Source organism: Histidinibacterium lentulum (genome assembly GCF_003789055.1).
Lineage (GTDB): Bacteria > Pseudomonadota > Alphaproteobacteria > Rhodobacterales > Rhodobacteraceae > Oceanicola > Oceanicola lentulus.
This window is the reverse complement of the sequence record NZ_ML119087.1, coordinates 190,242-202,789: the sequence shown is the minus strand read 5'-3', so window position 1 is coordinate 202,789 and position 12,548 is coordinate 190,242. Positions and strand designations below refer to the sequence as shown.

Here is a 12,548-nt window from a genome sequence, read left to right as displayed (position 1 = left end):
ACTGCGCGTTTCCGGCGCGTGACTGCACAAACTTTGGGCAGGCCGGCGACGGGGCAGGTTTCAGACCTCCACCGGCGCGATCAGGCCGGCCCCCCGGGCGCGGTTGGAGTTCACCTCGCGCCCGACGCGGTGGAAGACCAGCGCCTCCTCGGGTGCGGCGCGCATGAGCACCGCGGCGCCATGGCCCGCCTCGCCGAGCCAGAGCGGCCAGTCGGCCTCTTCGAGCACCACGGGCATCCGGTGGTGGATGCGGCTCATGCTGTCATTGGCCGCGGTGGTGACGATCGCAACGGTGGTGAGCTGCGAGTCGCCCCGGTCCCAGACCTGCCAGATCGCGGCGAAGGCGAGGGGGCGGCCGTCGCTGCGGGTGATGTACCAGGGGTAGCGTGTGCCCGCCGCGTCCTTGGTCCATTCGTAGAAGCCGCTGGCGGGCACGATGCAGCGCCGTTCCTTCGCCGCCGTCCGGAAGGCGGGTTTCTCGACGATGGTCTCGGCGCGCGCGTTGATCAGGAGAGGGCCGTCGGTCGGGGTCTTGTACCAGGGCGGCAGGAGTCCCCAGCGCATGGGCCGCAGGAGGCGGCCGCCCTCGGCGGAGACGACGGTGTGCACGTTCACGGTGGGACAGACGTTGTAGTCGGGCACCTCTGGCAGGTCGTTGGCGGGCACTGCGCCGAAGACCTGCGCCATCGCCTCATGCGGCAGGGTGATCGCCATGCGTCCGCACATGTCGGCTCTCCGTTCTTTCGGGCCAAGTCTAGCGCGGGAGGGCCGGCGGTTTCCAGCCGGGCCGCGGTCTGGCCCTGCGCGCGGCCCTGTGCCAGTCTCGGCGCGACCAACCATGCCGGAAGCCCCGATGATCCGCCCCTCGCTGCCCTTTGCCCTGGTGTTGTCGCTGGCCTCCTGCGTCGCAGCGCCGACGCTGGTGCCGCTGGGCACCAACGCCTCCACGAGCCCCACACAGACGATCTACCGGCAGAGCTTCGTCGGGCGCTATTCTCCCTCGCCCATCTGCGCGGGGCAGGAGTTGCAGGTCGAGCTGGCGCCGGAGAGCGTCTATGTGGGGGAGACAGGCTGCAACATCGCCCGGGTCGAGCGGACGAGCAACGGCGTGGCGCTGTCGCTGACGGCCTGCCGGGCCGAGGGCGCGGCGCAACCCGACCGGACGCTCAGCGTCACCGAGGCGGGCGATGGCGCGCTGAGGATCGAGGGCGGCGGCGTGGCGAGCACCGTCCAGCCCTGCTTCGACTGAACCTTTGCCGCCCGCCCCGCGTTCGTCCGCAAACGGATGAACCGGGAGGACCCATGCGACTGCTGACTCATCTTGGCGCCGGGGCGCTTGCGACGATCATCGCCGCGCCCCTGACGGCGCAGGACGACAGACCGATCCCCGAAGCCGCCTGGGAGGCCGAGTTCATGGGCCGCTATGCCGTGGACGGGGCCTGCAACGAGGACGAGGCGACCTGGCTTCTGAACGATTTCCAGGTGCGGTTCGGCTCGACCTGGTGCACCTCCATGGGCAAGCGGACGTGGGAGGACGGCGCGATGGTCGTGCCTCTGTCGGACTGCCGGGAAGGAGCTGTGTCGGTACCGAGCCGGATCATGACCTTCCTGCAGGATGGCGACGACCTGATCGTGCAGATGGCGGAGTACCAGCAGAACGACATCGAGGGCACGGAAGCGCAGGTCGGGAACATCGACAGCGAGGAAATCCGGCTGCAGGATTGCGGCGAGCGCTACTGATCCGCGAGGTCGAGTTCCAGATAGACCAGGAAGGGTGCAAGCGCCGGATCGTTGGCGTTGCCCTCGTAGCGGGGAATCTCCCGGAACCCGAGCGAGGCATAGAGCGACAGCATCGGCATGTTGCCGCGCACGGTGTCGGTGAAGAGCCGGGTCAGGCCCATCGCGCGCCCCGCGTCGATCCGCTCCTGCACCAGCCTGCGGCCGAGGCCGCGGCCCTGGGCCTCGGGCATGACGTAAAGGCGCTTGAGTTCCCCCCTGCCCTCTCCGATCCGGCGCAGGAAGCCGCAGCCGACGAGCCGCTGCCGGTCGTCATGGGCAAGAACCGTGACGCCCTCGGGGGGGAGATATGCGGCGAGGCCCTCGTCGAATCCTTCGAGCAGGCTGTCGGCCGAGAGGGACGGACCGCCCACGGCGGCGAGTCGCGGAAGGATGGTTTCGTAGTATTCCCGCAGGAGCGCCTTCAGCGCGGCAGGGTTCCCGATGCGGTCGGGCCGGGTCACGGTCAGTGTCATGGCGCCAGATAGAGCGCCCGCGCCGCCGCCCGCAAGCGCCTTGAACGGCGCGGGGGGCGCACGGTCCGACCGCGCGCCCCCCGCAAGAGGTCAATCCTGCGTCACTCGACGATGGTGATGCGCCCGTCCGTATAGGGCTGGTAGGGCGAGTTCTCGGCAAGATAGGCAGCGGTGACATCGGCGAGGTCCGGGCCGAAGTCATAGGCGTTCGCCGCATCGACAAACATCGAATAGCCGTCGCCGCCGTTGCGCACGAAGTTGTTCGAGACGACCGAATAGGTCGCCTCGGGGTCGATGGGCTCGCCACCCACCATCACGTCGGAGATCCGGTTGCCCACCTCGTTCGAGAGCGTTGCGGTAAACGACATGCCGGCCACCTGCGGGAAACGCCCGCCCCCGTCCGAGACCTCGCTCACGCCGTTCTCCAGCGCCTCGATGATGGTGGCGCCGGTGACCTCGAAGGTCGAGAGCGTGTTCTGGAACGGCAGCACGGTCAGCACTTCGCCCATGGTGATCTCGCCTGCGTCGATGGAGGCCCTGAGGCCGCCGCCGTTGGTGATCGCGATCTGCACGCCCTGATCCGCCACGCGGTCGAGCATGGCGTCGGAGACGAGGTTCCCCATTTCGCATTCCACGGCGCGGCAGAAGCTGCGGTCGCCCTCGATCGGGGCCGCGGCCTCGGCGACCACGGTGGCGCGCATCTCCTCGAGGGGCTGCGCGAGTTCCGCCACCCGGTCGACGTAGGACTGGTCCTCGGCCACCGAGGCATCGAGAAGGATCGGCTGGCCCGAGGTCTCGATCACGTTGCCATCGTCGTCGAAGGTGACGACGAACTCGCCGAGGTACTTGCCGTAGGCATAGGCGGTCACGATCTGCACGCCGTTGACCACGGTCGGATAGGGCCCCTCGGCCCCCTCCATGTCGCCGAGCAGCGTGTTGGAGTGACCGCCCACGATCACGTCGACGCCGGTGACGGCCTCGGCAAGGCGCAGGTCGACGGGGTGGCCCGAATGGCTGAGCACGACGATCTTGTTGACGCCCTCGGAGGTCAGCCGGTCCACCTCGGCCTGCACCGCCTCGGCGGGATCGGTGAAGACGATGTTCGGGCCGGGGCTGGAGAGTTCGTCGTTGTTCACGGGCGTGAGGCCGATCAGGCCGATCGTCTCGCCGCCCACCTCGACGGTGACGGATTTCTGCACGACGTCGGACAGGAGCGGCTCGGACGACAGGTCGGCATTGGCCATGAGCACGGGGAAATCCACCTGCTCGATGAAGGCGCGCACCGTCTCGGGGCCGTGGTTGAACTCGTGGTTGCCGATGGCCATGGCGTCGAAGCCGATCCGGTTCATGAATTCGGCCGACACGTCGCCCCTGTAGAAACTGTAGAACAGCGTGCCCTGGAACTGGTCGCCCGCATCGACCACGAGCGGGTTCACGGCCCGCGCGCGGGCCTCCTCGATGGCGGTGGCGACGCGGGCGATGCCGCCGAAGCACTCGCCGGCCGCGTTGTCCTCGGCCGAGCAGGTCGAATCGAACGCGCTGATCGGCTCGAACCGGTCGTGGAAGTCGTTGATGTGCAGGATCGTCATGGTGAAGTCGGCCGAGGCGGCGCCGGCCGTGAGTGCCAGCGCGCTCGCGGTGGTCAGGATACGGGCGATCATGGATTTCTCCCCTGTTGGTCCCGGTGGGATGCCCCAATGTGCGGGGCGCCTGCCGGGCTGTCAAAGCCCTTGGCGCGGGCAAGGTGGCGACGTGGGGTGACGCCCGTATGACGGCCCGGTTTTCGGGCGGCTTGACCCCGTGCCCCTGCGGCGTCATCTGGCGGACATGCTGATCTACAAGATTTTCCGCACGCCCGAATGGCAGGCCCTGCAGGCCGACGGGACCACCGCGGGGGCCCCCGTCGACCTCGCCGACGGCTATATCCACTTCTCCACGGCCGAACAGGCGCCCGAGACGGCGGCAAGGCATTTCGCCGGGATCGAGGGGCTCTGGCTGATCGCGGTGGAGGCCGACGGTCTCGACGGGCTGAGGTGGGAGCCGTCGCGGGGCGGCGCCCTCTTTCCGCATCTCTACCGCCCGCTGCTGCTGTCGGACGTGCTCTGGGCGTGGCCGCTGCCGCTGGAAGCCTCGGGGCACATCTTTCCCGAGGACATGCGGTGAGCGCCATGGAGCGCGCCGGTCTCGCGGTGCTGCGCCGGCTGGAGGCGGAACGCGCGCACGGGCTGGCCTTGAAGGCACTGAACGCAGGGTTGGTGCCGCGGCGTCGGCCCTTCACCTCTGCGCGGCTGGCATCGCGCCTCTTCGGGATGGACCTGCCCAATCCGGTGGGCATGGCGGCGGGGTTCGACAAGAACGCCGCGGCCCTGGAAGCGATCCATGGGCGCGCGGGCTTCGGCTTCATCGAGGTGGGCGGCATCACGCCGCGCCCGCAGGCGGGCAATCCGCGGCCCCGGCTGTTCCGGCTGACCGAGGACCGGGCCGTCATCAACCGCTTCGGCTTCAACAACGAGGGCATGGAGGCGATCGGCCGGAGACTTGCCGGGCATCCGCGGGGGCGAACGGGGATCAACCTGGGCTCGAACAAGGACAGCACGGACCGCGCGGGCGACTTCGTCGCGGTGCTGCGCCATTGCGGGCCCCACGCGGATTTCGCTACGGTCAACGTCTCCTCGCCCAACACCGAGAAGCTGCGCGATCTGCAGGGGCGGGCGGCGCTTTCGGCCATTCTGGAACGGGTGATGGCCGCCAATGCGGAGCTGGCCCGGCCCCTGCCGATCCTCTTGAAGATCGCGCCGGAACTAGGCCGGGACGAACTTGCCGAGGTCGCCGAGGTCGCCGAGCGGCACGGTCTCGCCGGGATCATCGCCACCAACACGACGCTGTCCCGGGAAGGGCTGAGAAGTCCGAACCGGGGCGAGAGCGGCGGCCTGTCGGGCCAGCCGCTGTTCGAGATGGCGACGCGGTCGCTGGCCCATCTGTCCACGGTGACGGACCTTCCCCTCGTGGGCGTGGGCGGCATTTCCTCGGCCGAGCAGGCCTACGCGAAGATCCGCGCGGGCGCCTCGGCGCTGCAGCTCTACACAGCCCTCGTCTACGGCGGGATCGGCCTCGTTACCGAGATCGCGCGGGGCCTCGACCGGCTGCTGGCGCGGGACGGATTCGCGACGCTGGCGGATGCGATCGGCACCGACCGGGGGCCCTGGCTCTGACACGACGCGCCTGACGCAGGGAAATTCGGCCGGGGCCGCGCCGCCATGGTCCGGCCAAGGTCCGCAGCGTCGGGCACAACAAAAGAGGGTAACTCTCCTCTTTTGTTGAAGACCCTGCCCGTCCTCCGACATAATGCTGGCTAATTCGCCATCTAACCGCAACGCTCGGGAGGCGTGCAATCCTGCGCGCCGTGCGAGTGGTCCGAGACGGGCGGGAGAGCAGCCGGAGCCGATGCTAGCCTTCGACAACGTCAGCAAGTCCTTCTGGACCGGAAAGCAGCGCAAGGTGATCCTCGACCGCGCGAGCTTTCGCGTCGATATCGGCAACTCGCTGGGCATTCTCGCACCGAACGGGACCGGCAAGACCACGCTGATCAACATGATGGCGGGGCTGGAGAAGCCCGACGAGGGCACGATCACCCGCGCCTGCCGCGTCTCCTTTCCGCTCGGGTTCATGGGCGGGGTCGTCTCCAAACATACGGCGATCGAGAATTCCCGCTTCATCGCAAGGCTTTACGGACTGGACCCCGACTACGTCGAGGCGTTCTGCCGCTGGATGGCCGGCCTTGGCGAATACTTCGAGATGCCCGTCGGGACCTACAGCGCGGGGATGCGCGCGCGCTTTTCCTTCGCGCTGATGCTGGCGCTGGATTTCGACATCTACCTGATCGACGAAGGCATGCCGCAGACGACGGATGCCGAGTTCAACCGCAAGGCCGGCGCGATCCTCCGCGAGCGGCTGGAGAATGCCACGATCATCATCGTCAGCCACCAGGCCGAGGTGCTGGAACGGTTCGCCCGGCAGGCAGCGGTTCTGCGCAACGGTCAGCTGCAGATGTTCGATTCGCTGGAAGAGGCCAAAGAGCTCTATGACTACGAAGCCTAAAGCCCGGAAATATCGCATCCGCCGCAGCCTGGCCTCGTCCGAATACGGCGGCGGGGACGTGCCGCGGTCCGAAGCCGCGGTCCCCCTCATGACGCAGTCCGGAAATGCGGTCGCGCGGACCGATGACGACGTGCCGAGCTACGAGGGCCGCGTCGATTCTCCGGGCCAGGTCGCGGCGGAAACCGAGATCGATGCGATCCGGCGCGAGGGCCTGACCGGCCGGCAATTGCGCATGGCCCGACGTGTGGCGCAGAAGCAGGGGCTTGCCGTCACCTCGGATTTCGACGCGGTGCGCCAGTTGCGGGCCATGGGCGTCGACCCGTTCCAGCGCTCGACCGTGCTGGAACTGGTCGTGCCCGACGGGGCGCCGGACGGACCCGGCCCCATGACCGAGGCCGGTGGCGGGCGGTCCGGGGGCGGCGGCGGCGGGATCGCCCATCTGCCGCAGGTAACGCCCCAGGGACGAGGCGGGCGGTCGTTGCCGGTCGCCGCCCGGACGGCGCAGGTGCCGTCGACCGAGGTCGGCTCGCGGCTCGAAGCGGGCATGGCCGAGGTATCGCGCATTCAGCGAGATCTCGTGCGGCGGCGGCGCTGGGCGCTGTTCCTGATGCTGACGCGGCTCGCGATCTTCGTGGGCCTGCCGACGCTGATCGCGGGGTACTATTTCTATGTCGTGGCGACGCCGATGTATGCCACGAAGAGCGAGTTCGTGATCCAGCAGGCCGAGGGCCAGGGCGGCGGCGGATTCGGGAACCTGTTCCAGGGCACCTCGATGGCGACCCAGCAGGATTCCATCGCCGTTCAGTCCTATCTCACCTCGCGCGAGGCGATGCTGCGGCTCGACGAGGAGGAGGGCTTCAAGGCGCATTTCTCGCAGCCCGAGATCGACCCGCTGCAGGCCCTGCCGCCCGACGGATCGAACGAAGAGGCCTATGCGATCTACCAGGACCGGGTGAAGGTCGGTTACGACCCGACCGAGGGCCTGTTGCGGATGGAGGTCGCAGCGGCCGATCCGGAGACCTCGCAGCGATTCTCCGAGGCGCTCGTCAGCTATGCCGAGGAACAGGTGGACCAGCTGACCCAGCGCCTGCGCGAGGACCAGATGGCAGGCGCGCGCGAGAGCTACCGGAACGCCGAGGAGCGCCGGCAGGCCGCCCTCGCAGAACTCCTGCGCCTGCAGGAGGATCTCGAGACCATCGACCCCGCGGGCGAGACGGCCGCGCGAACCGCCCGGATCGCCGCGTTGCAGACGCAGCAGCAGGAACTGGAGGTCGAGCTTCAGACGCGGCTTGCCGTGCGACGACCGAACGAGGCGCAGGTCGATGCGCTGCAGACCCAGATCCGCATCATCGGGGACCAGATCGCGGCGATCCAGAACGAGGCCGTGAACAACTCCTCGGGTGTCAGTCAGGCCCAGAAGAACACGCAGCTCAGGCTGGCCGAGGAAAACTACGTCTTCCAGAACGTGCTGGTACAGCAGGCGCTTCAGGCGATGGAGACGGCGCAGATCGAGGCGAACCGGCAGGTCCGGTACCTGTCGCTGTCGGTGGCGCCCGTCGCCCCTGACGAGCCGACCTATCCGCGGGCCTTCGAGAATACGGTGCTCGCGTTCCTCATCTTCGCCGGCATCTATCTGATGGTCTCGCTCACCGCCTCGATCCTGCGCGAGCAGGTCTCCACCTGAGCTGGCACTGGTGCCCCGCCGGTCGGGGCGCCGCGGCACGGCCGACAGCTTGCCAAGCCAGCCGCGATGGGCGATGCCCGCCGGGAAACCGGACCGGAGCCCTGCCCGATGAAGGACGTCACCCTCGGATCGCTGACCCTGTCGAACGACCGGCCCCTCGCGGTCATCGCCGGACCCTGCCAGCTCGAGACCCTCGACCATGCGCTGACGATCGCGCGGAGCATGGCGCGGGCCTGCGAGGCGGCGGGCCTCGGCTATGTCTTCAAGGCCAGTTACGACAAGGCAAACCGCACCTCCCTCGGCGGCCGCCGTGGGCCGGGACTCGACGAGGGGCTCGCAATCCTCGGCAAGGTCCGGCAGGAGATCGGCTGCCCGGTGCTTACCGATGTGCACGCGCCCGAACACTGCGCCGCCGCGGCCGAGGCGGGCGTCGACATCCTGCAGATCCCCGCGTTCCTCTGCCGCCAGACCGACCTGCTGCTGGCCGCGGGCAGGACGGGGGCCGCGGTCAACATCAAGAAGGGTCAGTTCCTCGCGCCCTGGGACATGGGTCCGGTTGCGGAGAAGGTTGCCTCCACCGGCAACGAGCGCATCCTTCTGACGGAGCGGGGCGTGTCCTTCGGGTACAACACGCTCGTCACCGACATGCGGTCGATCCCGCAGTTGGCGCGCACGGGCTATCCGGTCGTGATGGACGCGACGCACGCGGTGCAGCAGCCCGGCGGGCTGGGCGGCGCCTCGGGCGGGCAGCGGGAATTCGCGCCGGTGCTGGCGCGCGCCGCCGTGTCGCTTGGCATCGCCGCGGTGTTCATCGAGACCCACGAGGACCCGGACAACGCCCCCTCGGACGGGCCCAACATGATCCCGCTCGACGCGATGCCGGCGCTGCTGTCGGATCTTGCGGCCTTCGACCGGCTGGCCAAGGAACGTCCCCTCAGGCCGTGAGGTATTTTGGCGCTTTCCGGAGGGGCGGCCCGGTCCTAGGGTCAGGTGGCCGGTTTTCATCTCCGCGTTGCGCACCATGTCCTTGATCCGCCTCCTGCTTCTCTGCCTTGCGGTCCTTGCCGCGACGCTGACCGTCTCGGCGCAGGAGTTGGGCCCGAACGGGCCCATCGCGGCACGGAGCGATGCCGCCACGGATGCCGACATCGCCGTGCGCATCCGCGAGATCCTGGGCGAACTGGGCGGCTACGAGGATGTCACGGTCACCGTGGCGGACGGTATCGTCACCTTCCGCGGCACCACGACCTCGCTGGCCGAGATCACGGCGCTTGACGCCCTTGCCGCCCGAGTCGAGGGCGTGGTCGCGATCCGGAACGACGTCACGGAGACCTCGGATCTGAGACGGCGGCTCGACCCGGTGCTCGAGAGGTTCCGGAACCGGGGGATGCAGGCCCTCATCTCGCTGCCGCTGGTGCTGATCGCGGCGGGGGCGATGGGGATGACCATATGGATCGGCTATCTTTTCGCGCGCAGGCGCAACCCGTGGGACCGGATCGCCCCGAACGCCTTCATCGCCGATGTCTACCGGATGCTCGTCCGGGTCGCGTTCATCCTGGCGGGCATCGTGCTGGCGCTCGACATCATGAACGCCACGGCCTTGCTGTCGACCATCCTCGGTGCGGCGGGGATCGTGGGCCTGGCAGTGGGCTTCGCCGTGCGGGACACGGTGGAGAACTTCATCGCCTCGGTGCTGCTGTCCATCCGCCAGCCTTTCGCGCCCAATGACGTGGTGGAGATCAACGGCGACCAGGGCAAGGTGATCCGCCTGACCAGCCGTGCCACCATCCTGCTGAGCTTCGACGGCAACCACATCCGCATTCCCAACGCCACGGTCTTCAAGAGCCGGATCGTCAACTTCACAACGAATCCCGAGACCCGGTTCAGCTTCACCATCCCGGTCGCTGCCGAGTCGGACCTCGCCGAGGTCAAGAGGCTGGCGCAGGCGACCGTGGCCGCCCTTCCGTTCACGCTCGAGACCCCGGCTCCCTCGGTCTGGCTGGGCGACATCACCGACAGCGGGGTCGAGGTGGTGGTGACGGGCTGGGTGGACCAGCGCCAGACGTCGCTCCTCCTGGCGCGGGGAGAGGCGCTGCGGCAGGTCAAGCACGCCTGGAGTGCCGCGGGCATCGAGATGCCGAACACGACCTACACGATCGACCTCGCCGGCGGTGCGGTTTCCCCTGTCACGGAGGGGACACGGCGCAGAGACGAAGCCGCGCCGGCACCGCTTCCGCCACCGGACGCGGCCGTGCTGTCCGAGGTGGCGGAGCGCACCTCTGAAGATCTCGACGCGCTGGTCGACGCAGAACGCGAGGATCGGGCCAACGAGGACCTGCTACGAAGGGATGCCCCCAAGGAGTAGGCAACGGGGCTTGCACCCCGACCGACTGGACGCTATCTGAGCGCCCATTGCTGGGGTGTAGCCAAGCGGTAAGGCAGCGGTTTTTGGTACCGTGTACCGTAGGTTCGAATCCTACCACCCCAGCCAGCCCCCCCGAGACTGTTTCCTGTCAGCGGCTCCTGACGCGTTCGAACGGTGTGCCGCGGTAAGCGCTCCCGCAGCCGCGCTGCATCCGGAGAGGCATGGGACCGGCCAGACCCGTATGCGGATCGTCGATTCCGGTTAGGATGATCCCGCGCGTCGCGCGGGAAGGGCCTGTCCGGGAGGGGAGAAGGGAATGCTCAAGGTCATCATTGGCGCCGTTAGCGGCACCGTCTTTCTCGGCTGGCTGACGGTCGTGCTGGCCACGACCACTGTGGCAGCCGGAGTGTGGGTGGCGACGCTGACCTACCAACTCGGCGCCGCCACCGCCCAACTGGCCGCGGCCGCCGTTGCCCAGCGGCAGGCCGTCTCCCAGGCGGTGATGCGGGCCAAGGCCAAGGCCCGTCTGCGGAGGTTCGTCGTGGCGATTCCCGTGGCCGGCGTGGCGGCGGTCGCCGTCTACGAGGAGCAGGATTTCCGCGAGTGGCGGGAGGAGAACCCCGGGGGGACCCGCGCGGACTACGGATGCGTGGTCTACGACGCGAGTGTCGAGGTGTTCGACGAGTTCATGGCGGATCTCGAACCGGTCCTCGAGAACGCACCCCCTTGGGCCCGTCCGTCCAGGGAGACGTTGGTGGGGTGGCTGGGAGAGTGCGACAGCGGGGAACCGACCCCGGAGTGATCCCTGGTGCAACGCGCCGGGGCGGTCCGGGGCTTGGAGCGGACGCGCCTCCGCCCTCGCGCGGGCCTCGCCATCGCCGGGCGGACGCCGCAGGAGCCTGTCCTCCCGCGGGGCCGTCAGGACGGAAAGGACGTCTCGCAGCAGGGTCACGCAAGGTCATCCGGAACAATGTGGCGGCTTTGCTCGTTATAATCTTTCGGCCTCAGAAAGGTGCATGCATGCCCGAAAAGGCCATTGAAATCATATCTATAGTGGGCTTCCATCGCTGGACCAGCGAACCATGGAAGGAAGCCAAAATGTCACCGATCAAGACGACGATGCTCGCTCTCGCCGCAGCCGCGGTGGGGACCATGGCCTCTGCTCAGGAGCCCCAATTCTTCAGGATCGGCACCGGCGGGACCGCCGGGACCTATTACCCGATTGGCGGGCTGATCGCGAATGCGATCTCCAATCCGCCGGGCTCGCGCCCCTGCGAGGAAGGCGGTTCCTGCGGTGTGCCGGGGCTGATCGCCACGGCCCTTTCCGCCAACGGGTCGGTCGCCAATGTCAACGCCATCGCCGGCGGCACGCTCGAGTCGGGCTTCGCCCAGTCCGACGTGGCGACATGGGCCCAGACCGGCACCGGCATCTGGGAAGACCGTGATCCGGTCGAGCAGCTCCGCGCCATCGCGAGCCTCTACCCCGAGACGATCCACCTCGTGGCCTCCGCCGATGCGGGCATCTCGAGCCCGGCCGATCTGGCGGGCAAGACCGTCTCGCTCGACGAGCCGGGCTCCGGTACGCTGGTGGATGCACGCATCATCCTCGGGGCCTACGGGCTCAGCGAGGACGATATCAACGCCGAGTACCTCAAGCCCGATCAGGCCGGGGAGCGGATGCGCGACGGGGCGATGGACGCGTTCTTCTTCGTCGGGGGCTTCCCGGCGGGCGCGATCGCGGAACTGGCGAGCCAGGACGACATCACCATCGTTCCGATCATGGGCGACGAGGCGCAGGGGATTCTCGATGAGTACACCTTCTTCGCCGAGAACGTCGTGCCCGCCGGGACCTACGAGGGCGTGGACGAGGATGTCACGACACTGTCGGTCGGCGCCCAGTGGGTGACGAGCGCGGACCAGCCGGAACAACTGATCTACGACATCACGGCCGCTCTCTGGAACGACAACACCCGCAGCCTGCTCGACGCGGGTCACCAGAAAGGTGCGGAGATCACCGCCGAGACGGCGCTCGACGGGATCGGCATTCCGCTGCACCCGGGCGCGGAGCGCTTCTACCGCGAAGCCGGGCTCCTCGAGGAGTGAGGCGCGAGGCCCGGCGTCATGCGCCGGGCCTTTCCCCTGATCCGCG

General features: G+C 68.5%; 13 protein-coding genes and 1 tRNA gene. 11 read left to right on the top strand and 3 right to left on the bottom strand.

The genetic code is table 11. The features are described 5' to 3' along the window. Positions 1 to 60: 60 nt before the first annotated feature. On the bottom strand, positions 61 to 726 hold the full coding sequence (locus tag EAT49_RS14830; protein ID WP_123643073.1) for an SOS response-associated peptidase: 666 nt from the start codon (positions 724 to 726) through the stop codon (positions 61 to 63). A 127-nt stretch (positions 727 to 853) separates the two neighbouring features. Between EAT49_RS14830 and EAT49_RS14825 the strand changes: the two genes are divergently transcribed. Next, a complete protein-coding gene (locus EAT49_RS14825; RefSeq protein WP_123643072.1) occupies positions 854 to 1,249 on the top strand; it encodes a hypothetical protein in 396 nt (131 codons plus the stop codon). Positions 1,250 to 1,302: 53 nt separating this feature from the next. Then, a complete protein-coding gene (locus tag EAT49_RS14820) occupies positions 1,303 to 1,740 on the top strand; it encodes a hypothetical protein (RefSeq protein WP_123643071.1) in 438 nt (145 codons plus the stop codon). Here EAT49_RS14820 and EAT49_RS14815 read toward each other — a convergent pair. After that, the gene (locus tag EAT49_RS14815) at positions 1,734 to 2,252 is read right to left on the bottom strand and encodes a GNAT family N-acetyltransferase (RefSeq protein WP_123643070.1); all 519 of its coding nucleotides are present in this window, start codon (positions 2,250 to 2,252) and stop codon (positions 1,734 to 1,736) included. The two genes, EAT49_RS14820 and EAT49_RS14815, sit on opposite strands and share 7 nt — an antisense overlap. 101 nt (positions 2,253 to 2,353) lie before the next feature. Further along, positions 2,354 to 3,913, bottom strand: coding sequence for a bifunctional metallophosphatase/5'-nucleotidase (locus EAT49_RS14810; protein WP_123643069.1), 1,560 nt, complete (start codon positions 3,911 to 3,913; stop codon positions 2,354 to 2,356). 166 nt (positions 3,914 to 4,079) lie between these two features. Here EAT49_RS14810 and EAT49_RS14805 point away from each other — a divergent pair, with 166 nt between their 5' ends. The 9 genes from EAT49_RS14805 (at position 4,080) to EAT49_RS14765 (ending at position 12,502) form a co-directional block, all read left to right on the top strand. Beyond that, the gene (locus tag EAT49_RS14805; RefSeq protein ID WP_123643110.1) at positions 4,080 to 4,415 is read left to right on the top strand and encodes a DUF952 domain-containing protein; all 336 of its coding nucleotides are present in this window, start codon (positions 4,080 to 4,082) and stop codon (positions 4,413 to 4,415) included. Beyond that, positions 4,412 to 5,464 (top strand): quinone-dependent dihydroorotate dehydrogenase, encoded by a 1,053-nt coding sequence (locus EAT49_RS14800; protein ID WP_123643068.1) that lies wholly within the window; start codon positions 4,412 to 4,414, stop codon positions 5,462 to 5,464. The genes EAT49_RS14805 and EAT49_RS14800 overlap by 4 nt, the downstream gene beginning before the upstream one ends. A gap of 232 nt (positions 5,465 to 5,696) precedes the next feature. Continuing rightward, entirely contained in the window at positions 5,697 to 6,350 is a 654-nt protein-coding gene (locus EAT49_RS14795) for an ABC transporter ATP-binding protein (protein WP_123643067.1), read from the top strand. Beyond that, positions 6,334 to 8,034: a KpsE/RkpR family capsule polysaccharide export protein gene (locus EAT49_RS14790; protein ID WP_123643066.1), complete on the top strand. Its 1,701-nt coding sequence runs from the start codon at positions 6,334 to 6,336 to the stop codon at positions 8,032 to 8,034. Before EAT49_RS14795 ends, EAT49_RS14790 begins: the two co-directional genes overlap by 17 nt. A 108-nt stretch (positions 8,035 to 8,142) precedes the next feature. Next, positions 8,143 to 8,979 (top strand): 3-deoxy-8-phosphooctulonate synthase, encoded by an 837-nt coding sequence (gene kdsA / locus EAT49_RS14785; RefSeq protein WP_123643065.1) that lies wholly within the window; start codon positions 8,143 to 8,145, stop codon positions 8,977 to 8,979. 76 nt (positions 8,980 to 9,055) lie between these two features. Then, positions 9,056 to 10,399, top strand: coding sequence for a mechanosensitive ion channel domain-containing protein (locus EAT49_RS14780; RefSeq protein ID WP_123643064.1), 1,344 nt, complete (start codon positions 9,056 to 9,058; stop codon positions 10,397 to 10,399). Positions 10,400 to 10,450: 51 nt separating this feature from the next. Further along, positions 10,451 to 10,525 (top strand) — tRNA-Gln (locus EAT49_RS14775). 190 nt (positions 10,526 to 10,715) lie between these two features. Further along, the gene (locus EAT49_RS14770) at positions 10,716 to 11,201 is read left to right on the top strand and encodes a hypothetical protein (protein ID WP_123643063.1); all 486 of its coding nucleotides are present in this window, start codon (positions 10,716 to 10,718) and stop codon (positions 11,199 to 11,201) included. A 296-nt stretch (positions 11,202 to 11,497) separates the two neighbouring features. Beyond that, complete coding sequence (locus EAT49_RS14765) at positions 11,498 to 12,502, top strand: TAXI family TRAP transporter solute-binding subunit (protein WP_123643062.1); 1,005 nt, start codon at positions 11,498 to 11,500, stop codon at positions 12,500 to 12,502. The last annotated feature ends 46 nt before the right edge of the window (positions 12,503 to 12,548 follow it).